We start from the raw sequence: 23,827 nt of genomic DNA, 5'->3' as shown, positions 1-23,827 counted from the left end.
CCGACCTCAGCCCACGGCGTACGCTGGGCTCGGTATCTCGTCCCGTATCCGGAGCACCTTTTTCGTGAGTGAGCAGTCCAGCCGTCCGCGTAAGCCGGGCAAGCCGTACCGTCGGCCTCAGAAGGACCCTGTCCGCATGCTCGCCTTCGAGGCGTTGCGGGCGGTGGACGAACGGGACGCGTACGCGAACCTCGTTCTGCCGCCGCTGCTGCGCAGGGCGCGGGAGAAGGAAGGGCCCGACAAGTTCGACGGGCGCGACGCGGCGCTGGCGACCGAGCTGGTCTACGGGACGCTGCGACGGCAGGGGACGTACGACGCCGTCATCGCGGAGTGCGTGGACCGGCCGTTGCGTGAGGTTGACCCGCCGGTGCTCGATGTGCTGAGCCTCGGCGCGCATCAGTTGCTGGGGACGCGGATTCCCACCCACGCCGCCGTGTCCGCCTCCGTCGATCTCGCGCGGGTCGTACTCGGGGACGGGCGGGCCAAGTTCGTGAACGCGGTGCTGCGCAAGATCGCGCAGCACGATCTCGACGGGTGGCTGGAGCGGGTCGCGCCGCCCTACGAGGACGATCCGGAGGATCACCTCGCCGTCGTGCACTCGCATCCCCGATGGGTCGTCTCCGCGTTGTGGGACTCCCTCGGTGGCGGACGGGCCGGGATCGAGGATCTGTTGGAGGCCGACAACGAGCGGCCCGAGGTCACCCTCGTCGCTCGGCCCGGGCGGGCCACCACCGAGGAACTGCTACGCGAGGAGTCCACGGTGGCGGGGCGCTGGTCGCCGTACGCCGTGCGGCTCGCCGAAGGCGGGGAACCGGGTGCCGTCGACGCCGTACGGGAAGGCCGTGCGGGTGTGCAGGACGAGGGCAGCCAGCTCGTGGCGCTCGCCCTGGCCAACGCGCCGCTCGACGGGCCCGACAAGGCGTGGCTCGACGGGTGTGCCGGGCCCGGCGGCAAGGCCGCGCTGCTCGCCGCTCTCGCCGCCGAGCGCGGGGCCGTGCTCCTCGCCTCCGAGAAGCAGCCGCACCGGGCGGGGCTGGTCGCCAAGGCCCTGCACGGCAACCCCGGCCCGTATCAGGTCATCGCGGCGGACGGGACCCGTCCCCCTTGGCGGCCAGGCGTGTTCGACCGGGTGCTGATGGATGTGCCCTGTACGGGGCTGGGTGCCCTGCGCCGCCGCCCCGAGGCGCGTTGGCGGCGACGGCCCGAGGACCTGGAGGGGTTCGCCCCGCTCCAGCGCGGGTTGCTGCGGACCGCACTGGAGTCCGTGCGGGTCGGCGGTGTCGTCGGCTACGCGACCTGCTCGCCGCATCTCGCCGAGACCCGCGCGGTCGTCGACGACGTGCTCAAGCAGTACGGCGACGCGGCCGAGCTCGTCGACGCACGGCCCCTGCTGGAGGGCGTACCGGCGCTCGGCGAGGGCCCCGACGTACAGCTGTGGCCGCATCTGCATGGGACCGATGCCATGTATCTGGCCCTGATTCGCCGGGTCGCATAGCCCTCAGCCGTCAGGTCGATCGACGGTTTCGGGGTGTCTCACCTGCTGGGTCTCACGACCGGACGAACGTATGCTGGCCGTCATGAGGCGGACATCCTTTGCGCAGTGGCCCTGCTCGATCGCGCGGACCATGGACTTGCTCGGGGACTGGTGGACGCCGTTGGTGCTGCGTGAGGCGTTCTACGGAATCCGGCGCTTCGACGCGTTCCAGGAGTCGCTGGGGATCGCCCGCAACACACTGACGGACCGGTTGCGGCGGCTGGTGGAGGAGGGGCTGCTGGAGAAGCAGCCTTACCAGACGGAGCCGGTCCGGTACGACTACGTGCTCACCGAGAAGGGGCGCGACTTCTACGGCGTACTGCTGGTGATGAACCGGTGGGGGGACCGCTGGCTGGCCGGCGAGGCGGGTCCGCCGGTGGTCGTGCACCACGACGTGTGCGGGCAGGAGAGTCATGCCGAGGTGGTGTGCGCCGCCTGCGGAGAGCCGATGACCGCGGACAACACCCGCTCCCGGATGGGGCCCGGCTATCCGCCGCATCTGGCCGAACGGCCAAACGTACGAGAACGGTTCGCGGGCTGACCCAACGGTCCGGGGTTCGGGGTAGCCCTGTCTGCCCTTGACAAGTGAGTCTATCTACACAACTTTACTGGTCAGATTCCTGGTGGTGAAGGGATCTTGCTACGGGCAAGGAGGCGTCAGGATCATGGAGTGGACGGGTGCCCGCTATGCGGACAAGCCGACGGCCGAGGTCAGCACCTGGATCGCGGCTCCGCCGGCCCGGGTGTGGACACTGGTGGCCGACATCGAGCTGATGCCGCGTCTGAGCGCCGAGCTGCAGTCGGTGGAATGGCTGGACGGCCGGAGCGGCCCCGCTCTCGGCGCCCGGTTCGTCGGCCGCAGCAAGCACGACGCGCTGGGGGAGTGGGCGACCACCTCCCACATCGTCGAGTACGACCCGCCGAGGGTGCTGGCCTGGGCGGTCCAGGATCCTCAACACCCCACGGCCACCTGGCGGTTCACCCTGGCGCCGAAGGACGGCGGCACGCTGCTGGGCCAATGGATGCAGATGGGGCCGGCCCGTTCGGGCCTCTCCTTCGCCATCGATCGCATGCCGGAGAAGGAACAGAAGATCGTCTTCGTGCGGATGCGGGAGTTCGAGGCCGGCATGGCCGCCACTGTCGAAGCGATCAAGAAGCTGGCCGAGAGTGCTCCGTCGGAAGAGGCGAGCCGCTGATGCGTACGTCCACCACGATCGAGGCCTCCGGGGGCGACTGGCGGGAGACCGTCGACTACGTCACCGAGGCGGAGCGGCTCGGCCTGGACATCTGCTGGGTCGCGGAGGCCTGGGGCTCCGAGGCGCCGTCACCGCTGGGCTACCTCGCCGCGAAGACCGAGCGCATGCTGCTCGGCTCAGGAATCATCCAGCTCGGCACCCGCACACCCATGGCCATCGCCCGCGCCGCCATCACGCTGTCGCAGATCTCCCAGGGACGCTTCCTCCTCGGGCTCGGCCCCTCTGGACCGCAGGTGATCGAAGGATTGCACGGTGTACCGTTCGCCCGGCCGCTGTCCCGGATGCGCGAGACCGTCGAGATCGTGCGCCAGGCTGCCTCGGGGGAGAAGGTCTCCCACCTGGGCCGGGAGTTCCAGATTCCGCTGCCCGGGGAGGCGAAGCCGATGCGTCTGTCGATGCGCGCCGAGCACGACATCCCCGTCTACCTGGCGACCCTCTCGCCGAAGATGCTCCAGTTGACCGGGGAGATCGCCGACGGCTGGCTGGGCACCAGTTTCGTGCCCGAGGGCGCGCGTGAGGCGTACTTCGATCACCTGGACGCGGGGCTTGCCGCGGCCGGTCGCAAGCGGGTGGACCTCGACATCTGCCAGGGCGCCGAGGTCGCCTTCGCCGTCGACGAGGACGAGCTGCGCGCGATGGTGGCCGGACGCAAGAAGGAGCTGGCCTTCAGTCTGGGCGGTATGGGCTCCGCGAACACGAACTTCTACAACAACGCCTACAGCCGTCAGGGTTGGGCCGAGGTGGCGGCGGAGGTTCGGACGCGCTGGCAGGCCGGGGACCGGGACGGCGCGGCCGGCCTGGTCACCGACGAGATGGTGCTGGCGACCACGCTGATCGGAACCGAGGACATGGTGCGCGAGCGGCTGCGCGTGTGGCGCGCTGCCGGAGTCGACACCGTTCGCTTCTATCCCGCCGGAGAGACCCTCGACGCCCGGCTCGCCACGCTGGGTCGGGCCATCGAATTGGTCCGCGATATCGAGGACGAGGCGGCACGCTAATGCTCTGGCCGCATAGGCGCGCCGGGGTGTCGTGGCGCGTCCGATCGCTATTGCTTGGTTCGGTGCACAGGGCACAGCCGTCGCTATGACGTCGGATGACCTGCCCGGCTGGCTGGTCGGCTGGTGTGTGGACCAATTGGGGAACGAGCCGGTCAGCGTGCTGTTCGGGAGGCGGTCGCTGTCGGCGGTGTTCGGGCTGCGGCTGGTCGGTGGGCGAGACGTCGTAGTGAAAGCGCGGGAGGGCGACGGCGGAGCCGATTGCCTTTGGCCTCGGCGGCCTGCAGTCCGTCGTAGTCAGCTCGCGCTGGAGGTCGCACAACAGATCGCTGCCCTGCTCCAGGCACCCTTGCTGCGGTCGGCGAAGGTGCGGGCTGCGGTGACGAGGCTGTCGGAGCGGCTCCCCGGATCGGGTCGCGAGCCGGACAGCGACGGCCGTTCCCTGGTGATCGCCGTTGCCCGCGACACTTCCGGCCGGCCGCTGGCCTCGACAGCTCTTACGGGGCCCGATCCGTATGAGATGACAGGCGCCCTCCTGGCGTGGGGCGCGGTCCACGCGGCGGCACCGGATGCCGTTCTCAAGCCCGGCGCACGCGGCCCGGTCGCGGCCTTCGGGCTCGAGACTCTCACGCTCGGTGCAGCCGAGGCTGGTGTACACGAGGTCGCCGAGGCGTCGGCCCGCCCTCGATGATGGTCCACCAGGGCATAGATCACGGCATCGGAACGCTGAAGCGGAGGTCCAGGTGACTGCTCCCGAGGCGGTCGACGATGTGGTCGCCCTCCTCGTCCTGCAGCGGTGTGCTGAGGCGGGCGGCGACGGAAGCCGTCGCTGTTGAATAGGTGAACAAAACAGGTTTTTCGATCGGGAGCGGGTCGGCCCCTCAGCGGAGGCCGGCCGCCTCAGCGGAAAGGAACAGTCCATGGAGGAGCAGGGTGAGCGCTTCGACGTCGTCGTTCTCGGCGCCGGCCCCGGCGGGTACGTGGCCGCCATCCGGGCCGCCCAGCTGGGCAAGAGCGTCGCGGTCGTCGAGGAGAAGTACTGGGGCGGCGTCTGCCTGAACGTGGGCTGCATCCCCACCAAGGCCCTGTTGCGCAATGCCGAACTCGCGCACGTCTTCACGCGCGAGGCGAAGACCTTCGGCATCAAGGTCGATGGCGAGGTCTCCTTCGACTACGGGGAGGCCTACCGCCGCAGCCGCAAGGTCGCGGACGGCCGGGTCAAGGGCGTCCACTACCTGATGAAGAAGAACAAGATCACGGAGATCAGCGGCCGCGGGACGTTCCTCGACGCCCACACGATCGAGGTGGCCGACTACGACGGCAACACCCGCACGATCGGCTTCGAGAACTGCGTCATCGCCGCCGGGGCGACCCCCAAGCTGCTGCCCGGCACCAAGCGCAGCGCGCGCGTGGTGACGTTCGAGGAACAGATCCTCGCCGAGGACCTCCCGCAGTCGATCGTCATCGCGGGTGCCGGGGCCATCGGCATCGAGTTCGCCTACGTCCTGCACAACTACGGCGTGAAGGTGACGATCGTCGAGTTCCTGGACCGCGTCGCCCCGCTGGAGGATGCCGAGGTGTCCGCCGAACTCGCCAAGCAGTACCGGAAGTTGGGCATCGACGTCCTCACCTCGACCCGCGTCGCGTCGATCGACGAGTCCGGTCCGCAGGTGCGGGTCACGGTCACCGGGAAGGACGGCACTCAGCGGGTCCTGGAGGCCGACAAGGTCCTGCAGGCGATCGGCTTCGCGCCGAACGTCACCGGCTACGGACTGGAGAACACGGGAGTCCGGGTCACCGAGCGAGGCGCCATCGACGTCGACGGCCGCTGCCGCACCTCCGTCCCCCACATCTACGCCATCGGGGACGTCACGGCGAAGCTGATGCTCGCGCACGCCGCAGAAGCGATGGGCGTGGTCGCCGCCGAGACGCTCGCGGGCGCGGAGACCATGGAGCTGGACTACGTGATGATCCCGCGGGCCACCTTCTGTCAGCCCCAGATCGCCAGCTTCGGCTATACCGAGGCGCAGGCGACGGAGAAGGGCTTCGACGTCCAGGTGGCGAAGTTCCCGTTCACGGCGAACGCCAAGGCCCATGGCCTGGGCGATGCGACCGGCTTCGTGAAGCTGATCAGCGACGCCAAGTACGGCGAGCTCCTCGGCGGCCACCTCATCGGCCCCGACGTCACCGAGCTGCTGCCCGAACTGACTCTGGCCCAGCAGTGGGACCTCACCGTCCACGAGGTCGCGCGCAACGTCCATGCCCACCCCACCCTGGGCGAGGCCGTCAAGGAAGCGGTCCACGGGCTCGCCGGCCACATGATCAACATGTAGGGGGCGGCGCACACCTGGGCCACGGCGTGGGTACGGCCCGGGTGCGCTGCCCATTCCCCCGCACTGTGCGCGAGGCAGCGGAGATGGGGTGCCATGCCTTCCCATGCGTCGGAGGGCGGGATCGTCACCTAACGCAGGTGCAAGGTGCGGGCTGGGTGGTGGCACCGTCTACCGGGGACTTCGCAGTGCACAGTCCTCGGGATGCAGTCCTGCCCGCACCGTCGGCGCAGGGGAAGATCTCACTGGGCCTGTTTCATGCGGAACCCGGGGCCGGGGATGCTTTCGACGTCACCGGCCTGGACGGGGTGGCCTTCTGAGCAGCGGATCTGGGTGTGGACGTGGGCGCCGCATCCGCGGTGTCGTGTCAGCATGGCCGGTCCTTCCGGGTCTGCGCGGTAACGGTCGCCCCACTGCAGGAGCCCCAACACGGCGGGCACCAGGTCCATGCCCTTGGGCGTGATCACGTACTTGGGCCGGCTGCGCGCGCCGGGTTCCTTGTAGGTCTCGGTGGCCAGGATCCCTTCCTCCACGAGCATGCGTAGCCGGGTGGCGAGGAGGTTGCGGGGACAGCCCAGGACGCGTTCGAAGTCACTGAAGCGGGACGAGCCGTACCAGACCTCGCGCAGGATCAGGATCGTCCACTTCTCGCCCACGATCTCCAGGGTCCGGGCGATCGAGCAGTTCGACGTGTCCCGGTCGAGTCGGGGGTCCAGGCCGGTGTCTGCCAGTGCCTCGCTCAATGCATCCATGTGGTGATACTAACCGCAGCTGAGTTTACTTTTCTATACTCAGCGCGGTAGCGTCGACACCAGCACACCAACCTCGCCGCGCACCGAACACGGACGCGACCCCCGCACAAGGAGCGCCACCATGGCAGTCAGCCGGCAAGCACACGAGTTCGCAGAGTTCCTCGCCGGCGTGAGCGCGAAGTCGTCCACGCCGGGTCTCGACCTGGCCGTCATCCGCGACATCGTCGACTCCAACCACAAGGCGTCCGCGGAGCCGGAAGGGGTCACCTACGCCGAGGTTGACGCAGGCGGCGTACCCGCCCTCTGGGCCATCCCCGAAGGCGCCGACCCCGGCAAGGCGCTGCTCCACTTCCACTTCGGCGGCTCGGTCGCCGCCTCGATGCACTCCGACCGCAAGGCCGCCGGCCACATCGCCAAGGCGGCCGGGGTCCGCTCCCTCGTCGTCGACTTCCGCCTGGCACCCGAGCACCCGTACCCCGCGCAGCTCGACGACGCCGAGACCGCCTACCGCTGGCTGCTTTCCCAGGGCTACGAGCCCCGCAACATCGGCAGCACCGGCCACTCGATCGGCGGCACCCTCGCCGTCATGCTGCCGCTGCGCCTCCTCGCCAACGGCGAGGCCACCCCCGGCGCAATCGTCAGCATCTCGCCGTGGACGGACCTCACCATCCAGAACGCGTCGGTGGACGAGAACGAGGACAACGACAAGATGCTCAGCAGGACCACCCTCGAACTCTTCCGCGCCGCCTGGCTGCAGGAACCCGGCCTCGACTTCGCCGACCCCCGCATCAGCATCGCCAACGCCGACCTCACCGGTCTGCCCCCCACCACCGTCCACTACGGCGAGTACGAAACCCTCGCCGACGACGGCGCCGACCTCGGCCGCCGACTTGCGGACTTCAAGATCACCTCCGAAGTCCACCCCATGCCTGAAGGGCAGCACTCCTTCATCCTGGGCGCGGGGCGCGTGCCCGAGGTGGACCAGGCGATCCAGCAGATGGGTCAGTGGCTCCGCCGGCACCTCGGCAACTGAAACGCACCAGCTGCCCGAACAAACGCACCCACCGTGAAGAAACCCCCGAAAAAGATCACGCAGAAGGCTGACTGACATGAAGGCATTCGTCGTCGAGAAGTACGGCAAGGACGGCGCGCGCGCCGCAGAGGTGCCGGAGCCCATCGTCGGGGACCGCGACGTGCTGGTCAGAGTGAGCGCCAGCAGTATCAACCCGCTGGACAAGATGATCCGCAACGGGGAGTTCAAGCAGCTCCTGAAGTACAAGGCTCCGTTCGTGCTCGGCCACGACGTGGCCGGGGTCGTGACGCGGGTCGGCTCCGCCGTACGCGGCTTCAAGGTCGGCGACGAGGTCTACGCCCGTCCGCGCGATCTGCGGATCGGAGGCTTCGCGGAGTTCATCGCGATCGACCAGGACGACGTCGCGCCCAAACCGGCCTCGCTCACCCTCCAGGAGGCGGCCTCAGTGCCGCTGGTGGCCCTGGCCGCCTGGCAGGCTCTCGTCGACCGTGCAGCTGTGAAGCAGGGCCAGAAGGTGCTCATCCACGCCGGTGCCGGCGGCCTCGGATCCACGGCCGTCCAACTCGCCAAGCACCTCGGAGCCACCGTGGCGACGACCGCCGGCGCCGATTCCGAGAAGCTGGTCAGAAGCCTCGGCGCCGACGTGGTCGTCGACTACACCAAGGAGGACTTCTCGAAGGTGCTGTCCGGCTACGATCTGGTGCTGGACTCCGTGGGCGGGGCGAACCTGGAGAAGTCGCTGACCGTGCTGAAGCCCGGCGGCCTGGCCATCAGTGTTGTCGGCCCGCCGGACGCCGGGTTCGCCAAGCAGCTCGGCGCCCCCTCGTTCATGGGCCTGGTCATGAACACGCTCAGCCGCAAGGTGCGTAAGCAGGCCAAGTCACTGGGCGTGCGTTACCAGTTCTTCTTCATGCAGGCCAACGGCTCCCAGCTGCGTGAGCTCGGTGCTCTCTACGACAGCGGGAAGCTCCGCCCCGTCATCGATCGGACCTTCCCGTTCGACCAGACGCTCGAGGCGATGGCGTACGTCGAGCAGGGCCGCACCAAGGCCGGCAAGGTCGTGGTGTCGATGGTGCCCGACAACGATTGAGGGTACGGCAGGAGTTGGCAGACAGGCGTCCGCCGCCTGGCGGGCAGACAACGGCTACGTACTCCGGCGAACAGGGACGGTCGCTCCGCGGTTCGCCGACTACCTGGGGCTAGTCTCCCCCCTCTGAACGGCCCCTGCAGGGAGCAGGTGCGCGAGCAACAAGGATTGCCCCATTGCGCAGTGCGGCCGTCGGCGTGTCCACGTGTGAGATCGCGGATCCGAACACTGTGACCGGGACCTCTTCCACAGCGAAGGGTGGGTGGACGCAGGTGTCCCAGGTCTCGGAGAATTGGGCGTGCCGGGAGAGCGCTTGCACGGTCTTCGAGTCGTGCTTGTCGGAGCCGCTGAGCGTGGTGGTGCAGGCCGAGCATGGTGGTGTGTATGTGCTTGAGGTCGTGGAAGCGTGTTCTGTCCGAAGCCCGGCTTGCTTCACGGCCTTTCGCCACTTCTGGTGGAAGTCGCCGGGCAGTACAGGTCGGCCGTGGCGGTTCGTTACGATCAGACCCTCGTCCAGCGGCTCGACGTAACCGCGTGCCGGCGGCGGCGTTCGGCACCCGGCGAGACGGGTTCCGGCTCAGAGAACCGTGACATGTGCGGTGCCAGCCGCTCGAGCAGGAAGCGATCCACCGGCAAGGTTGCGTAACTGGCCTTGGTCTTGAGGCGTACGGCCCTTACCGCACTGCCGTTGTTCTTCGATGTGAAGGGTGACTCTGCTCAGCAGCGCAGCTCGTCCGGCTGCAGGCACAGGTCACCGTAGGGGTAAATGTGCGGCAGGGCCGTGGCGCGCGGATGCAGGGGCAGGGGCGGGCCGGTGATCGTCACGCGTGGCCGGTGCCGGTGCCGGTACGTGATCCGCACCATGTAGCGCCTGTTAGCGGGAGTGGGCTGCAGGGGAACAGCGCAGACGAGTTCGCCGCCGTGCACGGTTCCCTGTGCCTCGGGAAGAAGTGCCTTGATCGAGGCGAGCTGCAGGCCGAGGTTGATCGCGCGCGGCGGAATGCTGGCCATAGAAGGTGTGGTCCCGCTTACGGGGACCGTTCGCGTACGGGGAGAGCAGGCCGGTGGCGCCCATCCGCTGGTGGGCGGCGGTGCCCATGTGCTCCGCGTGCCGGGTTGGGCACCCACCACTCGTCGCCGCTCTTCTCGATGTAGCGCGGCATGCCGTCCAGCACGCTGCGTACTGCGGTGAACAGGTCCTCCTCGCCGGTGTAGGCGCGTCCGGCGAGCGTCGTGATGAGGATGGACGGGGGCCGGTTGTCGGTGTCGTCGGCGAACATGACCATGCAGTGCCACTTGAGGATCTGGACGACCCGCTGCAGCGGGCTTCGGGTCTGCCGGGTAGGGACGTCGGCGACGTTGACGTGCCGCTTTTCGAGGATCTTGCGAGACAGCTCCGAGCGCTTGTGGAACCAGGCCGCATATCCGCGGGGGTTGCCGCGCTGCCACTCCCACAGCTCCTTGTCCGTCAGGCGGATACCGGTGGGCGGATGTTTCTCGTCCGGGATGGCCGGCAGGACGTCGAGACGGAATCCCGGATACTCCAGAGTCCAGCAGCGGCGGCGGGTTCGAGGCTGTCGGGGCCATCGGTGTGACCCTGGCCGTTGTTCGCCCCTACCCCGCCGTCGATGAGCCGTGCCCGTCCAGGGACATCCCGGGAAGGTAGGTCGGAGCGGCGTAGGTGGCCAGTGCAACGTTCACGGCCTGTTCCCGCCAGTCGCGCTTGAGGGCGGGCAGATGCAGGGTCCGGAAGAGGTAGACGTCGTCGGCGGCGACGTTGTACGAGGTGATCACCAGGCGCTTCGTGCTCTCCCTCCGAAGGTCCGCTCGTCCGAACACATGACCGTGAGGCGAACTGCTCATGGCACTACTGAGACGCGACTGATCAGTGCAGGTAGGCGGGGTGCGATTGGTCAGCGGATTCGAGAACCTACACGTTACGCCGTGCTCTTCGCCGGTTCCTCCGGCGGTGTGGCGCCCCCGTCCTCGTGGGCCAGGCGGTGGGGCCACCACACCTTCGGTCCTACGTCCAGGAACAGTGCCGTGACCAGCACGGACCGCACGACGAAGGTGTCCAGGAGGACGCCCAGGGCGACCGCGAAGCCGATCTCGGCGAAGGCGACCATCGGGAGGGTGCCGAGGGCGGCGAAGGTGCCGGCGAGGACCAGACCGGCCGAGGTGATCACCGCGCCCGTCGCCGCGAGGCCCGTCACCACACCCTTGCGGGTGCCCTGGTGGGCGGCCTCCTCGCGGATGCGGGTGGTCAGGAAGATGTTGTAGTCGATGCCCAGGGCGACCAGGAAGACGAAGACGAACAGCGGGAAGTCGGTCGACTCGCCCGCGTAGTCGAAGAGGTGTCTGAAGGCGAGCGCGCTGATGCCCAGCGCGGCGGCGAAGGACAGGATCACCGTCCCGATCAGCAGGAGCGGGGCGATCAGGGCGCGGAGCAGGACACAGAGGATCAGCAGGACCACGACCAGCACCAGCGGGATGATCAGGATGTTGTCGTGGGTGGTCGCCTCGTCCATGTCCAGCAGGGCCGCGGTACCGCCGCCCACCCGGGCGTCGGCGTCCGGCACGTCGTGGACGGCGTCCCGGACGCGTTCCACGGTCTGCTTCGCGGCCGCGCTGTCGGAGGGGTCGGACATGGTGGCCTCGAAGAGGACCTTGCCCTCGTGGGCGGGCTTCGTGCCGGGTGGCAGGCCGAGCGAGTCCGCCACGACGCCTTCGGTGTCGGCGACCACGCGGCCCACCTGCCGCGCCTGCGCCTGGTTGCTGATGATCACGAGGGGGTCGCCGCTGCCCGCCGGGAAGTAGCGTGCGGAGACCTCCTGGCCGACGATCGAGTCCGGCTCGCCGGTGAAGGCGTCCGCGTTGCTGATGCCTTCCGCGCGCAGCTGGATCAGACCCAGCGAGCACAGGGCGAGGGCGGCCGCCGTGGCGACCCAGACCATGCGGGGCCGGCGGCTGAAACGGCGTCCCATGCGGGCCCACACACCGCGCTCGGTCGGGTCGGGGGTCCCGAGGTGGGGAATGACCGGCCAGAAGATCCAGCGGCCGAAGATCACCAGCAGGGCGGGGAACAGGGTCATCATCGCGAGCAGGGCGACGGCGACGCCGATGGCGGCGACCGGGCCCAGACCGCTCGTCGAGTTCATCTCGGCGGCCAACAGCACCAGCATGCTGAGGACGACCGTGGCACCGGACGCCAGCACCGCCGGGCCCGCGCGGTGCAGGGCCAGGGCCATCGCCTCGTGGCGGTCCTCGTGGCGGCGCAGTTCCTCGCGGTAGCGGGCGACGAGCAGCAGGGCGTAGTCGGTGCCCGCGCCGAAGACGAGGACGGTGAGGATGCCCGCGCTCTGGCCGTTCACGGTCAAGCCGGTGTGCTCCGCCAGCAGATAGATCAGGGCCTGGGCCGTGAACAGGGCGGCGACGACCGCGATCAGCGGGACCAGGATCAGGGTCGGACTGCGGTAGGTGAGCAGGAGCATCACGATGACCACGGCCATCGCCGACATCAGCAGCGTGGAGTCGATGCCCTCGAACGCCTCGGAGAAGTCGGCGGACGTGCCGCCCGGACCCGTGATGTGCACGGCGAGACCGCCGCCGCCCTCCCCCACGTCGTCCCGGATCGAGTCGACCGCCGGCGCGATCCGCTCCCAGCCCTTCTCGCCCATCGTGATCGGCACGTAGACCTGGGCGGCCCTGGGGCCGGTTTCACGGTCGTGGACGGGACCGCGCGTCTGGGAGCCGATGATCCCGTGGTCGGTCAGCTGCCTGAGCTCCCGTACGTCCGCCTCGATCCGCGTCCGGTCCTCGGCCGTGAGGCCGCTCTCGCGGGCGTAGACGACCACCGCGGGGATCTGCTCGGGCCGGAAGCCCTCGGAGAGCTCCAGGACCTGGGTGGACTCGGCCGAGCCCGGCAGCCAGGAGGCCGCGTCGTTGTCCTGGGCGTCGGTGAGCTTCGAGGCGAATGGGGCGGTCAGGAACAGCACCACCAGCCACAGCACCAGCACGACCCACTTGGCGCGCCGCCCACAGACGAGATGCCCGATGCCCCGGTTCGCTGTCATGGCCGCTCCTGGTGACGCGCCCCGTCAGGGGCGCGGGACTGTGTCATGTGCGGCTCCGTCGCGTGGGCGCGGCGGAGCCACCGACGGTCAGCAGCCGAGATACCAGCGTCCCGACCCGAGACCGATGCCCGCGACACCTGGCGGGCATGGCAGGCTTGGTCCATGGCCGCGCAGATCAACCCAAGCATCCTGTCCGCCGACTTCGCCCGTCTCGCCGACGAGGCGAAGGCGGTCGAAGGCGCCGACTGGCTCCATGTGGACGTGATGGACAACCATTTCGTCCCGAACCTCACGCTCGGTGTGCCGGTCGTGGAGTCCCTGGCCCGTGCGACGCAGACGCCGTTGGACTGCCATCTGATGATCGAGGCCCCCGATCGGTGGGCGCCCCAGTACGTGGAAGCGGGTGCCGGTTCCGTCACCTTCCATGTCGAGGCGGCCGCCGCACCGGTGCGGCTCGCCCGCGAGATCCGGGCCAAGGGCGCAAGGGCCTCCATGGCACTCAGGCCGGCGACGCCGATCGAGCCGTACGAGGACCTGCTGCCCGAACTCGACATGGTGCTGATCATGACGGTCGAACCGGGCTTCGGAGGCCAGGCCTTTCTCGACATCATGCTCCCCAAGATCCGCCGGACCCGCGAGTTGATCAGCAAGCACGGACTCGACCTGTGGCTCCAGGTCGACGGCGGGGTCGCCGCGTCCACCATCGAGCGCTGCGCCGAGGCGGGCGCCGACGTCTTCGTCGCCGGTTCCGCGGTGTACGGGGCCGAGGACCCGGCCGAGGCGGTGCGCGCACTGCGGGCCCAGGCGGACGCCACGACGGCAACCGCCGGCTGGGCCTGCGGCCACTGAGTCAAGGAGGTGCGGAGGTGCGATCGCCGAGGCGGGCGGGGCACGTCGTGCGACCAGAGGGCCAAGGGAACGTGAACGGCGCCCCATCGGGCTGATCGAAAACGCCGGATCTGCAAGGATGAACGGCGTATCCATGTGTGAAGAGCAGTGAGGAGATGGCCGTGTCGGGTATGTCGGCGGGCCGGTCAGCCATGCGGATGGGACCCGCTGAGCTGGTTCAGGCGGCGGCCATGGCCCGCCGCTTCTACCTCGAGGGCAAGTCCAAGATCCAGATCGCCGAGGAGTTCGGCGTGAGCCGCTTCAAGGTGGCCCGAGTTCTGGAGACCGCCCTCGAACGGGATCTCGTACGCATCGAGATCCGCGTCCCCGCGGAACTGGACGCGGAGCGCTCCGACGCGCTGCGCGCCCGCTACGGCCTCAGGCACGCCGTGGTCGTCGAATCCCCGGCCGAGGCCCAGGAGTCGCCCGACCCGGAGAACCTCGGCGAGGTGGCGGCGGACCTGCTCGGCGAACTGGTCAACGAGGGCGACGTCCTCGGTCTCGCCTGGGGGCGCTCCACCATCCACATGGCGGCCGCCCTGGACCGGCTGCCGCCCTGCACCGTGGTGCAGCTGACGGGTGTGTACGACGCCGGGACCGCCGAGCGCGGCTCGGTGGAGGCCGTACGGCGGGCCGCGCAGGTGTCGGGCGGCGACGCCCACCCCATCTACGCGCCGATGCTGCTGCCGGACGCGGCCACCGCGGCCGCGCTGCGCCACCAGACCGGGATCGCCCGGGCCTTCGAGTACTTCGACAAGGTCACCGTCGCCTGTGTCTCCATCGGCTCCTGGGAGGCGGGCATCTCCACGGTGCACGACATGCTCAGCGACGAGGAACGGGGCCACTACGCCTCCCTCGGTGTCGCCGCCGAGATGTCCGCGCACCTCTTCGACGCCGACGGTCGCCGGGTGGGGCGCGATCTCGGCGAGCGGTGCATCACGGTCAAGGCCGACCAGCTCCGCCGTATCCCCGAGGTCGTCGCGATCGCGGGCGGGCAGCGCAAGGCGGCCGCGATCGACGCCGTGCTGCGGTCGGGGCTGGTCACCAGCCTCGTCACCGACACCTCCGCGGCGGACTACCTGCTGACGGCCGGTCAGACGCCGCGTCCGGCGCTCAACCGGGCGGACCCGGACGGGCCCTGACGGGGCGCTCCGGCGCTCCGCGAGTGACCGACGCGGCGCTCCGCGATGGCTGCTGACGGGATGCGTCCGCGGAGCCGGGTGTGTGCATCGCCGCGGGTCCGCCGGGCAGGGGCGCATCCCTTCGGGGCGCGTCCCGGCCCGGCGGACCCGTACGGCGTGGTGTGCTACATCGGTGATCACTACGACTCGACCGGGACGGTACTCACATGACTGACGCCACGCTCGCGGAAGCGCTGGCCGTCGGCGGCTGGGCACACATCGAACTGGACCTCGCGGGCGTCACCGCCAAGCCCGCCTTCATGGACCGCTGCGCCCGCGCCCTCGACCTGCCCGACCACTTCGGCCGCAACTGGGACGCCCTCGCCGACTGCCTCACCGACCTGTCCTGGGCGCCGCCCGTACGGGGCCGGCTGGTCGTGATCTCCGGCTGGCGGGAGTTCGCCCTGGCCGTGCCGAACGACTGGAGCATGGCGCAGGAGGTGTTCACCGAGGCCGTCGACCACTGGAACGGCACCGCGACCGAACTGAAGGTCGTGCTGGCGCTGGGCGGGGCCGCCTAGCGCGTGCGGCCTCGGAGGATCCTCCGAGGCCGCCCGGGGGTCCTCTGGATGATCCGTCGGGGCCGCTCGTACCCGCCGACATGGGACAATGAAGTACGTGCTCTTCCCCCTGACGGTCCTGTCAGGGGGTCACCTCTGAACGACTGGGATGTGCGGCACGTGCGTTTCCTCAATGACATCCAGCCCGCGTACGACCTGACGTACGACGACGTCTTCATGGTCCCGAGCCGTAGCGCCGTCGGATCGCGGCAGGGCGTCGACCTGGCCTCCCCGGACGGTACGGGCACCACCATCCCGCTCGTCGTCGCGAACATGACCGCCATCGCCGGCCGCCGCATGGCCGAGACGGTCGCCCGCCGCGGTGGCCTGGTGGTCATCCCGCAGGACATCCCGATCGAGGTCGTCACCGACGTCATCTCCTGGGTGAAGAGCCGCCACCTCGTCCTCGACACCCCGATCGTGCTGAACCCGCACCAGACGGTCGCCGACGCGCTGGCCCTGCTGCCGAAGCGGGCGCACAACGCGGGCGTCGTCGTCGACGAGGGTCTGCGGCCCGTCGGTGTCGTCACCGACGCGGACCTGAGCGGCGTCGACCGCTTCACCCAGCTCGAAGTCGTCATGTCCAAGGACCTGTTGCTCTTCGACGCCGACATCGACCCCCGTGAGGCATTCAACCGGCTCGACGCGGCCAACCGCCGGTACGCGCCCGCCGTCGACAAGGAAGGCCGCCTCGCCGGCATCCTCACCCGCAAGGGCGCGCTCCGCGCCACCCTGTACAGCCCCGCCGTCGACGCCGACGGCAAGCTGCGCGTCGCCGCCGCCGTCGGCATCAACGGCGACTTCGCGGACAAGGCCCAGCAACTGCTCGACGCGGGCATCGACACGCTCGTCATCGACACCGCGCACGGCCACCAGGAGTCGATGATCAGCGCCGTCAAGCTGGTGCGCGACCTCGACCCCCGGGTGCCGATCGTCGCGGGCAACATCGTCGCCGCCGAGGGTGTGCGGGATCTGATCGAGGCGGGCGCGGACATCGTCAAGGTCGGTGTCGGACCGGGTGCGATGTGCACGACCCGCATGATGACCGGGGTCGGGCGGCCGCAGTTCTCCGCCGTCCTGGAGTGCGCGGCCGAGGCCAAGAAGTACGGGAAGCACGTGTGGGCCGACGGTGGCGTGCGGCACCCCCGCGATGTCGCCATGGCGTTGGCGGCGGGTGCGTCGAACGTGATGGTCGGGTCCTGGTTCGCGGGGACGTACGAGTCGCCGGGGGACCTTCAGCAGGACGCCGGCGGGCGGCTGTACAAGGAGTCGTTCGGGATGGCTTCCGCGCGGGCCGTGCGCAACCGTACGAGCGAGGAGTCGGCGTACGACCGGGCACGCAAGGCGCTGTTCGAGGAGGGCATCTCGACCTCGCGGATGTTCCTGGATCCGGCGCGGCCCGGGGTGGAGGACCTGATCGACTCGGTCATCGCGGGGGTGCGGTCCTCCTGCACCTATGCGGGGGCCGGGTCTCTGGAGGAGTTCGCCGAGCGGGCCGTGGTGGGGATCCAGAGTGCGGCTGGGTATGCGGAGGGCAAGCCGCTGCACGCCAGCTGGAGTTAGGGCGCCTTCGAGCTCGGGGCGAACGGTGAGTTGGCGGGTGCGGGTTCGTCGTGGTCGTCCGCGCGGCTCACCGCGCCCCTGACCATGGTGCCGTTCACCCTTTTCCGACAGTACGCGCAACAGACCGAACGGGTCGTGCAACGAAGCTGCGCCCTGGCCCGATGCACGCAACGATCTTGCGGGAGTGCGCAAGGTTGCCGCATTACGCTCGCGAAGCTCTGGCCCATAGGGTCATGCGCTGTACGTGGCGTGGCGGGGACCTCCTGCTCGGTGGCCCCCTGCTGTTCGGTGCTGTCGGTCCTCACCCCGCCCTGACCGGCAGCGATGAAGGAGCCACGCGTGCTCGACCAAGGCGCACCCCCGCAGAACGAGAGTCGGCCCGCCCCGCCGCCCGGAGGCGTCGGGGCGCGGCTGATGCGCCGCAAGCCCGTGGAACGCCTGGTCGCGGAGGGCGGCCAGGGGGAGGGAGGGTCGCTGCGACGGTCCCTCGGGCTGTGGCAGCTGACGATGATCAGCATCGGTGCCACGCTCGGCACCGGCATCTTCGTCGTCCTCGGCGAGGCGGTCCCCAAGGCCGGACCCGCCGTCACCCTCTCCTTCGTGATCGCCGGTCTCACCGCGCTGTTCTCGGCCCTGTCGTACGCGGAGCTGGCCGGCACCATCCCGGTCTCCGGGTCCTCGTACTCGTACGCGTACGCAACCATGGGGGAGCTGGTCGCGTGGGTCTGCGGCTGGTGTCTCGTGCTGGAGTACGGCGTGTCCGTGTCGGCCGTCGCGGTCGGCTGGGGCGAGTACCTCAACGAACTGCTCGACGGAACCATCGGCGTGACCATTCCGGCCGCGCTCTCCGCGCCGCCCGGTGACGGCGGCATCTTCAATCTGCCCGCGCTGATCGTGGTGCTGCTCGCGATGGCCTTTCTGCTGGGCGGCGCCCGGGAGTCCGCCCGGGCCAACACGATCATGGTCGTGGTGAAGATCGCCGCTCTGCTGCTCTTCTGCCTCATCGGTCTGCAGGGCTTCCGGTCCGGCAACTACGAGAACTTCATGCCCCTCGGCATGGCGGGCGTCAGCGCGGCCGGGGCCACGCTCTTCTTCTCGTACATCGGGTTCGACGCCGCCTCGACCGCCGGTGAGGAGGCGAAGAACGCACAGCGCGATCTGCCGCGCGCGATCATGCTCTCGCTGGTCATCGTGACCGCGCTGTACGTGCTGGTCGCCGCCGTCGCGATCGGGGCGCGGCCCTGGGAGCGGTTCGGCGAGTCCGAGGCCGCGCTCGCCGGGATCATGAAGGACGTCACCGGGGACGCGTTCTGGGGGACGCTGCTCGCGGCCGGCGCCGTCATCGCCATCGCGAGTGTCGTGCTGACCGTGCTGTACGGGCAGACCCGCATCCTGTTCGCCATGTCCCGGGACGGGCTCGTGCCCAAGGTGTTCTCGCGTGTCCACCCGAGGACCGGGACGCCGCGCGTCAACACCGTGATCGTCTCGCTGTTCTGCGGTGTCCTCGCCGCCGCGATCCCGTTGGGGCAGCTCGCCGACGCCACGAGCATCGGTACCTTGTTCGCGTTCGCGCTGGTCAACGTGGCGGTCGTGGTGCTGCGGCGGACCCGGCCGGACATGCCGCGGACGTTCCGTGTGCCGTTGTCGCCGGTGCTGCCCGCGCTGGGATTCGGGTTCTGTGTCTGGATGATGGGCAGCCTCGACACCGTCACCTGGGTCGTCTTCGGGGTCTGGATGGCCGTCGGGCTCGTGTTCTACTTCAGTTACGGCTATCGCCGCTCCCGTCTCGCGGCCGCCGCGACTCCGTCATCGCCCTCGACTCCAGAGAAGTGATCCACCCGCAGTGCTGAACGATCTCGACGAACGCATCGTGCACGCCCTCGCCGAGGACGCCCGCCGCTCCTACGCCGACATAGGCCAACTGGTCGGGCTGTCCGCGCCCGCGGTCAAGCGCCGGGTGGACCGGCTGCGGGCGACCGGGGCGATCACCGGATTCACCGTACGGGTGGACCCGGCCGCGCTCGGGTGGGAGACCGAGGGGTTCGTCGAGATCTACTGCCGGCGGAACACCTCGCCGGAGACGATCCAGCGGGGGCTGGAGCGGTATCAGGAGGTCGTCGCGGCGTCCACGGTCACGGGGGAGGCCGATGCCGTCGTGCAGGTGTTCGCCTCGGACATGCGGCACTTCGAGCGGGTGCTGGAGCGGATCGCCGGGGAGCCGTTCGTCGAACGGACGAAGTCCGTGCTCGTGCTGTCGCCCTTGTTGCGGCGCTTTTCTTCCGGGTCGCCCGCCTAGGAGCTCGGGGCGCCGGGCGGCTGCGGGTTCGTCGTGGCCGGCCGCGCGGTTCCCCGCGTCCCTTTGTCGCTGGTCGGCGGCTGAGAAGTCGCCCCCGGCCAGTACACCCAGCGCCTATGATCGGTGCTATGACCTGGCGACATTGATCCACCAGTCGTGCCTCCCGAGGGCCGCCTCGGGCGTCGTGTGTCCGACGTCCGAATCGCTCCTGCGGGAAGGCCTCATGACTCTTTCACCTGCGCGTCCGCCGAGCGCCGGGACCATCGGTGTCCGGCGGCTGACGGCCACGCTGTACGGTTACGCGTTCCTCGACGACTTCGTGCTGCTCTACCCGGTGTACGCGCTGCTGTTCAGCGACACCGGTCTGTCGATCTGGCAGGTCTCGTCACTGTTCGCCCTGTGGTCCATCACCGGGATTCTGCTGGAGGTCCCCTCCGGTGCCTTGGCCGATGCCGTTTCCCGGCGGCTGCTGCTGTGGCTGGGGCCGTTGCTCACCGCCGTCGGCTTCGCCCTCTGGGTGATCGTCCCGTCGTACTGGGCCTTCGCCCTCGGCTTCGTCCTCTGGGGGGTGCGCGGCGCCCTCGGCTCCGGTGCGCTGGAAGCGCTGGTCTACGACGAGCTGGACCGGCTGGGCGCCGCGGACCGGTACGCCCGCGTCATCGGTCGGGCCCAGGCGGTCGGGATGGTCGCCGTCATGGCCGCCATGGGGCTGGCCGGGCCGGTGCTCGACCTCGGCGGCTACCCGGCCGTGGGGGCGGCGAGTGTGCTGGTCTGTGTGCTGACCTCGGTGGTGGCGACGCGCTTCCCCGAGCACCGGGAATCGGTGACTCCCACCGAGGAACGGGACTCCACGCTCACCACGCTGCGGGCCGGGCTCGCCGAGGCCCGCCGGAACCGGTCCGTACGCGGGGCGCTGCTGCTCGTTCCGGCCGTCGGCGCGGTCTGGGGCGCGCTCGACGAGTACACGCCGTTGCTGGTCCGGGACACCGGGGTGGCCGAGCAGACGGTTCCGTATCTGCTGCTGGTGATCTGGGTGGGGCCGGCGATCGGCAGTCTGCTGACCGGAGTGGCGGAGCGGCTGAGCCCGGCCGGGATGGGGGTGGTGCTCGCGGGGTGCGCGTTCGCGATGGCCGTGGGGTCGCTGATGGGCACTCCGGCCGGCGTCGGTCTTGTCGCTGTCGCCTTCGGCGGCTTCCAGCTGGTCAACGTTCTCGCTGACGCGCGACTGCAGGACCGGATCGAGGCGGCTCGGCGGGCGACGCTGACGTCCGTCGCGAGCATGGGGACCGAGACGGCGACGGTCGCTGCCTTCGCCGCGTACGCCGTCATCGGCGCCTCCCATGCGCACGGGGTGGTGTTCGCCGTGTTCGCGGTGCCGTATCTGGTGACGGCGAGCGTGTTGGTGGTGCGGAGGGGCGCCTAGGGGCGGGGCGTGGGGGGCGTCGGGCGGCCGCGGGTTCGTCGTGGCTGGTCGCGCGGTTCCCCGCGCCCCTGCAGCGAGCCCTTCTCAGGAGGTACGCAACGAATCGTCGTCCACGCCATCCCGCACGCAACGAATCCCTCAACGGCGCGCAATGGCTGCCGCTTGTCCGGTCCGGCGCGGCGACCGTACCGTCTATCTGGCCCCCCAATCCCCCTTCGTCCCGGTGAGGAACACGCATGCGTACCGCCCTGCTCCAGAGCTCCGGTCGTCCCGGCTCGGTCGTCGGGAACCTGAAGGTGCTCGACGAGGCCGCGGGGCGGGCCGCGGTGGCCGGGGCGCGGCTGGTGGTGGCGCCGGAGATGTATCTGACGGGGTACGCCATCGGAGACGACATCGCGCGGCTCGCCGAGGCGGCCGACGGTGACTCGGCCGACGCGGTCGCCGAGATCGCGGAACGGCACGGGGTCGCGATCGCGTACGGCTACCCGGAGCGGGCCGGTGAGGCGGTCTTCAACTCGGCGCAGCTCGTCTCCGCCGACGGCGTCCGGCTGGCGAACTACCGCAAGACCCACCTCTTCGGCTGCTTCGAGCGCGATCACTTCACCCCGGGCGAACAGGCCGTCGTACAGGCCGAACTGGACGGGCTCCGGGTCGGGATCATGATCTGCTACGACGTGGAGTTCCCGGAGAACGTCCGCGCCCACGCCCTCGCCGGCACCGACCTGCTCGTCGTGCCCACGGCCCAGATGCACCCGTTCCAGTTCGTCGCCGAGTCGATGATCCCGGTGCGGGCCTTCGAGAACCAGATGTACGTCGCTTACGTCAACCGGGTCGGCCGGGAAGGGGAGTTCGAGTTCGTCGGGCTGTCCACGCTGGCCGGGCCCGACGGGGTCGCGCGCACCCGCGCCGGACGCGGCGACGAGCTGGTCCTCGCCGATGTCGACCCCGCCTTCCTCGCGGCCTCGCGCGAGACGAACCCGTACCTCCAGGACCGTCGCCCCGGTCTCTACGGGTCCCTCGTCTGAGACCCGCCCCCACCCCGTACACCTTTTCCGCAAGGAGTCCGTACCCCATGACGTCCACCGTGCCCAACGCCGTCGAGCACGCAGACGAGCAGCAGCCTCCGATCACCATGTTCGGCCCGGACTTCCCGTACGCGTACGACGACTTCCTGGACCACCCGGCGGGGCTGGGCCAGATACCCGCCACCGAGCACGGCACCGAGGTCGCGGTCATCGGCGGCGGGTTGTCCGGGATCGTGGCGGCGTACGAGCTGATGAAGATGGGTCTCAAGCCGGTCGTGTACGAGGCCGACCGGATCGGCGGGCGGCTGCGGACCGTGGGGTTCGAGGGGTGCGATCCGTCGCTCACCGCCGAGATGGGGGCCATGCGCTTCCCGCCGTCCTCCACGGCACTCCAGCACTACATCGACCTGGTGGGGCTGGAGACCCGGCCCTTCCCCAACCCCCTCGCGGAGGCTACGCCTTCCACCGTCGTCGACCTCAAGGGCGAGTCCCACTACGCCGAGACGATCGACGATCTGCCGCAGGTGTACCGGGACGTCGCCGCCGCCTGGAACGCCTGCCTCGAAGACGGCGCCGACTTCTCCGACATGAACCGGGCGCTGCGCGAGCGCGATGTGCCGCGCATCCGGGAGATCTGGGCGAAGCTCGTCGAGCGGCTCGACAACCAGACCTTCTACGGCTTCCTCTGCGACTCGGAGGCCTTCAAGTCCTTCCGGCACCGCGAGATCTTCGGCCAGGTCGGCTTCGGCACGGGCGGCTGGGACACCGATTTCCCCAACTCGATTCTCGAGATCCTGCGGGTCGTCTACACCGAGGCCGACGACCACCACCGCGGCATCGTGGGCGGCTCGCAGCAGCTGCCGCTGAGGCTCTGGGAGCGCGAGCCGGAGAAGATCGTGCACTGGCCGTACGGGACGTCCCTGAAGTCCCTGCACACCGATGGCGAGCCGCGCCCGGCCGTGACCCGGCTGCACCGCACCGCAGGCAACCGGATCACCGTGACGGACGCGAACGGTGACATCCGTACCTACCAGGCGGCGATCTTCACCGCACAGTCCTGGATGCTGCTGTCGAAGATCGCCTGCGACGACTCCCTCTTCCCGATCGACCACTGGACCGCCATCGAGCGGACCCACTACATGGAGAGTTCGAAGCTCTTCGTGCCCGTCGACCGGCCCTTCTGGCTCGACAAGGCCGTCGACGACAGGGGAAATCCGACCGGCCGGGACGTCATGTCGATGACGCTCACCGACCGTATGACGCGCGGGACCTATCTGCTCGACGACGGTCCCGACAAGCCCGCCGTCATCTGCCTCTCCTACACCTGGTGCGACGACAGCCTGAAGTGGCTGCCGCTGTCCGCGAGCGAGCGGATGGAGGTCATGCTGAAGTCGCTCGGCGAGATCTACCCGAAGGTCGACATCCGGAGCCACATCATCGGCAACCCGGTGACCGTCTCCTGGGAGAACGAGCCCTACTTCATGGGCGCGTTCAAGGCCAACCTGCCCGGCCACTACCGCTACCAGCGGCGCCTGTTCACCCACTTCATGCAGGACCGGCTGCCCGAGGACAAGCGGGGCATCTTCCTCGCCGGCGACGACATCTCCTGGACGGCCGGCTGGGCCGAGGGCGCGATCCAGACCGCGCTCAACGCGGTCTGGGGCGTCATGCACCACCTCGGCGGGGCGACGGACGCGACCAACCCCGGGCCGGGGGACGTCTACGACGAGATCGCTCCGGTGGAACTGCCGGAGAACTAGGGGCAGTTCGGCGGGGCTACCGCGGGGCTGGGGAGCATTCGGCGGGACTGCCGCGGGGCTGGGGAGCATTC

The 23,827-nt window shown here is 69.6% G+C and carries 22 protein-coding genes; 17 read left to right on the top strand and 5 right to left on the bottom strand.

Going from position 1 to position 23,827, the window contains the following annotated elements; genetic code table 11:
• Positions 1 to 64: 64 nt before the first annotated feature.
• The 6 genes from ACWD26_RS32740 (at position 65) to lpdA (ending at position 6,118) form a co-directional block, all read left to right on the top strand.
• A complete protein-coding gene (locus tag ACWD26_RS32740; RefSeq protein ID WP_451275581.1) occupies positions 65 to 1,495 on the top strand; it encodes an RsmB/NOP family class I SAM-dependent RNA methyltransferase in 1,431 nt (476 codons plus the stop codon).
• An 82-nt stretch (positions 1,496 to 1,577) separates the two neighbouring features.
• Positions 1,578 to 2,075 (top strand): winged helix-turn-helix transcriptional regulator, encoded by a 498-nt coding sequence (locus tag ACWD26_RS32735; RefSeq protein ID WP_451275580.1) that lies wholly within the window; start codon positions 1,578 to 1,580, stop codon positions 2,073 to 2,075.
• A 124-nt stretch (positions 2,076 to 2,199) separates the two neighbouring features.
• The gene (locus tag ACWD26_RS32730) at positions 2,200 to 2,730 is read left to right on the top strand and encodes an SRPBCC family protein (RefSeq protein ID WP_451275579.1); all 531 of its coding nucleotides are present in this window, start codon (positions 2,200 to 2,202) and stop codon (positions 2,728 to 2,730) included.
• Positions 2,730 to 3,788 (top strand): LLM class flavin-dependent oxidoreductase, encoded by a 1,059-nt coding sequence (locus ACWD26_RS32725; RefSeq protein WP_451275578.1) that lies wholly within the window; start codon positions 2,730 to 2,732, stop codon positions 3,786 to 3,788. Before ACWD26_RS32730 ends, ACWD26_RS32725 begins: the two co-directional genes overlap by 1 nt.
• Before the next feature lie 85 nt (positions 3,789 to 3,873).
• Complete coding sequence (locus tag ACWD26_RS32720; protein WP_451275577.1) at positions 3,874 to 4,476, top strand: hypothetical protein; 603 nt, start codon at positions 3,874 to 3,876, stop codon at positions 4,474 to 4,476.
• 229 nt (positions 4,477 to 4,705) lie between these two features.
• Positions 4,706 to 6,118 carry a dihydrolipoyl dehydrogenase gene (gene lpdA, locus ACWD26_RS32715; protein WP_451275576.1) on the top strand — a complete coding sequence of 471 codons (1,413 nt, stop codon included), beginning with the start codon at positions 4,706 to 4,708 and terminating at the stop codon, positions 6,116 to 6,118.
• 239 nt (positions 6,119 to 6,357) lie between these two features.
• Here lpdA and ACWD26_RS32710 read toward each other — a convergent pair whose 3' ends face one another.
• Complete coding sequence (locus tag ACWD26_RS32710; RefSeq protein WP_451275575.1) at positions 6,358 to 6,867, bottom strand: winged helix-turn-helix transcriptional regulator; 510 nt, start codon at positions 6,865 to 6,867, stop codon at positions 6,358 to 6,360.
• Between the two features lie 121 nt (positions 6,868 to 6,988).
• On the opposite strand from ACWD26_RS32710, the gene ACWD26_RS32705 reads away from it, so the two are divergent.
• Positions 6,989 to 7,900, top strand: coding sequence for an alpha/beta hydrolase (locus tag ACWD26_RS32705; RefSeq protein WP_451275574.1), 912 nt, complete (start codon positions 6,989 to 6,991; stop codon positions 7,898 to 7,900).
• Positions 7,901 to 7,976: 76 nt separating this feature from the next.
• The gene (locus ACWD26_RS32700; RefSeq protein ID WP_451275573.1) at positions 7,977 to 8,990 is read left to right on the top strand and encodes an NADP-dependent oxidoreductase; all 1,014 of its coding nucleotides are present in this window, start codon (positions 7,977 to 7,979) and stop codon (positions 8,988 to 8,990) included.
• Positions 8,991 to 9,704: 714 nt separating this feature from the next.
• Here the strand turns inward: ACWD26_RS32700 and ACWD26_RS32695 are convergent.
• From ACWD26_RS32695 to ACWD26_RS32680, 4 genes are all read right to left on the bottom strand, one after another.
• Positions 9,705 to 9,998: a hypothetical protein gene (locus ACWD26_RS32695; protein WP_451275572.1), complete on the bottom strand. Its 294-nt coding sequence runs from the start codon at positions 9,996 to 9,998 to the stop codon at positions 9,705 to 9,707.
• 17 nt (positions 9,999 to 10,015) lie between these two features.
• On the bottom strand, positions 10,016 to 10,273 hold the full coding sequence (locus tag ACWD26_RS32690; protein WP_451275571.1) for a hypothetical protein: 258 nt from the start codon (positions 10,271 to 10,273) through the stop codon (positions 10,016 to 10,018).
• A 328-nt stretch (positions 10,274 to 10,601) separates the two neighbouring features.
• Entirely contained in the window at positions 10,602 to 10,850 is a 249-nt protein-coding gene (locus tag ACWD26_RS32685; RefSeq protein ID WP_451275570.1) for a hypothetical protein, read from the bottom strand.
• 74 nt (positions 10,851 to 10,924) lie between these two features.
• Positions 10,925 to 13,060: an MMPL family transporter gene (locus ACWD26_RS32680; RefSeq protein WP_451275569.1), complete on the bottom strand. Its 2,136-nt coding sequence runs from the start codon at positions 13,058 to 13,060 to the stop codon at positions 10,925 to 10,927.
• Between the two features lie 162 nt (positions 13,061 to 13,222).
• On the opposite strand from ACWD26_RS32680, the gene rpe reads away from it, so the two are divergent.
• From rpe to ACWD26_RS32635, 9 genes are all read left to right on the top strand, one after another.
• Complete coding sequence (gene rpe / locus ACWD26_RS32675) at positions 13,223 to 13,909, top strand: ribulose-phosphate 3-epimerase (RefSeq protein WP_451275568.1); 687 nt, start codon at positions 13,223 to 13,225, stop codon at positions 13,907 to 13,909.
• A gap of 137 nt (positions 13,910 to 14,046) precedes the next feature.
• Positions 14,047 to 15,090: a sugar-binding transcriptional regulator gene (locus ACWD26_RS32670; protein ID WP_451275567.1), complete on the top strand. Its 1,044-nt coding sequence runs from the start codon at positions 14,047 to 14,049 to the stop codon at positions 15,088 to 15,090.
• A 206-nt stretch (positions 15,091 to 15,296) separates the two neighbouring features.
• Positions 15,297 to 15,650: a barstar family protein gene (locus ACWD26_RS32665; RefSeq protein WP_451275566.1), complete on the top strand. Its 354-nt coding sequence runs from the start codon at positions 15,297 to 15,299 to the stop codon at positions 15,648 to 15,650.
• A 159-nt stretch (positions 15,651 to 15,809) separates the two neighbouring features.
• A complete protein-coding gene (locus ACWD26_RS32660; RefSeq protein WP_451275565.1) occupies positions 15,810 to 17,252 on the top strand; it encodes a GuaB1 family IMP dehydrogenase-related protein in 1,443 nt (480 codons plus the stop codon).
• A 339-nt stretch (positions 17,253 to 17,591) separates the two neighbouring features.
• The gene (locus ACWD26_RS32655) at positions 17,592 to 19,085 is read left to right on the top strand and encodes an amino acid permease (protein WP_451275564.1); all 1,494 of its coding nucleotides are present in this window, start codon (positions 17,592 to 17,594) and stop codon (positions 19,083 to 19,085) included.
• A 10-nt stretch (positions 19,086 to 19,095) separates the two neighbouring features.
• Positions 19,096 to 19,548 (top strand): Lrp/AsnC family transcriptional regulator, encoded by a 453-nt coding sequence (locus ACWD26_RS32650; RefSeq protein ID WP_302002159.1) that lies wholly within the window; start codon positions 19,096 to 19,098, stop codon positions 19,546 to 19,548.
• A gap of 223 nt (positions 19,549 to 19,771) precedes the next feature.
• A complete protein-coding gene (locus tag ACWD26_RS32645; protein WP_451275563.1) occupies positions 19,772 to 20,971 on the top strand; it encodes an MFS transporter in 1,200 nt (399 codons plus the stop codon).
• 236 nt (positions 20,972 to 21,207) lie between these two features.
• Positions 21,208 to 21,996 carry a carbon-nitrogen hydrolase family protein gene (locus tag ACWD26_RS32640; protein ID WP_451275562.1) on the top strand — a complete coding sequence of 263 codons (789 nt, stop codon included), beginning with the start codon at positions 21,208 to 21,210 and terminating at the stop codon, positions 21,994 to 21,996.
• Positions 21,997 to 22,043: 47 nt separating this feature from the next.
• Positions 22,044 to 23,756: a flavin monoamine oxidase family protein gene (locus ACWD26_RS32635; protein ID WP_451275561.1), complete on the top strand. Its 1,713-nt coding sequence runs from the start codon at positions 22,044 to 22,046 to the stop codon at positions 23,754 to 23,756.
• Positions 23,757 to 23,827 lie beyond the last annotated feature (71 nt).

The organism is Streptomyces sp. NPDC002787, assembly GCF_053592095.1.
The sequence above is the reverse complement of the archived record's forward strand: the minus strand, read 5'-3'. Positions and strand labels throughout refer to the sequence as shown.

Excerpts from the sequence above, each read along its gene's own strand:
- ACWD26_RS32735 (WP_451275580.1), top strand. The coding sequence starts at position 1,578 with ATGAGGCGGACATCCTTTGCGCAGTGGCCCTGCTCGATCGCGCGGACC.
- ACWD26_RS32730 (WP_451275579.1), top strand. The coding sequence starts at position 2,200 with ATGGAGTGGACGGGTGCCCGCTATGCGGACAAGCCGACGGCCGAGGTC.
- ACWD26_RS32725 (WP_451275578.1), top strand. The coding sequence starts at position 2,730 with ATGCGTACGTCCACCACGATCGAGGCCTCCGGGGGCGACTGGCGGGAG.
- ACWD26_RS32720 (WP_451275577.1), top strand. The coding sequence starts at position 3,874 with ATGACGTCGGATGACCTGCCCGGCTGGCTGGTCGGCTGGTGTGTGGAC.
- lpdA (WP_451275576.1), top strand. The coding sequence starts at position 4,706 with ATGGAGGAGCAGGGTGAGCGCTTCGACGTCGTCGTTCTCGGCGCCGGC.
- ACWD26_RS32710 (WP_451275575.1), bottom strand. The coding sequence starts at position 6,867 with ATGGATGCATTGAGCGAGGCACTGGCAGACACCGGCCTGGACCCCCGA.
- ACWD26_RS32705 (WP_451275574.1), top strand. The coding sequence starts at position 6,989 with ATGGCAGTCAGCCGGCAAGCACACGAGTTCGCAGAGTTCCTCGCCGGC.
- ACWD26_RS32700 (WP_451275573.1), top strand. The coding sequence starts at position 7,977 with ATGAAGGCATTCGTCGTCGAGAAGTACGGCAAGGACGGCGCGCGCGCC.
- ACWD26_RS32695 (WP_451275572.1), bottom strand. The coding sequence starts at position 9,998 with ATGGCCAGCATTCCGCCGCGCGCGATCAACCTCGGCCTGCAGCTCGCC.
- ACWD26_RS32690 (WP_451275571.1), bottom strand. The coding sequence starts at position 10,273 with ATGGTCATGTTCGCCGACGACACCGACAACCGGCCCCCGTCCATCCTC.
- ACWD26_RS32685 (WP_451275570.1), bottom strand. The coding sequence starts at position 10,850 with ATGAGCAGTTCGCCTCACGGTCATGTGTTCGGACGAGCGGACCTTCGG.
- ACWD26_RS32680 (WP_451275569.1), bottom strand. The coding sequence starts at position 13,060 with ATGACAGCGAACCGGGGCATCGGGCATCTCGTCTGTGGGCGGCGCGCC.
- rpe (WP_451275568.1), top strand. The coding sequence starts at position 13,223 with ATGGCCGCGCAGATCAACCCAAGCATCCTGTCCGCCGACTTCGCCCGT.
- ACWD26_RS32665 (WP_451275566.1), top strand. The coding sequence starts at position 15,297 with ATGACTGACGCCACGCTCGCGGAAGCGCTGGCCGTCGGCGGCTGGGCA.
- ACWD26_RS32645 (WP_451275563.1), top strand. The coding sequence starts at position 19,772 with ATGACTCTTTCACCTGCGCGTCCGCCGAGCGCCGGGACCATCGGTGTC.
- ACWD26_RS32640 (WP_451275562.1), top strand. The coding sequence starts at position 21,208 with ATGCGTACCGCCCTGCTCCAGAGCTCCGGTCGTCCCGGCTCGGTCGTC.
- ACWD26_RS32635 (WP_451275561.1), top strand. The coding sequence starts at position 22,044 with ATGACGTCCACCGTGCCCAACGCCGTCGAGCACGCAGACGAGCAGCAG.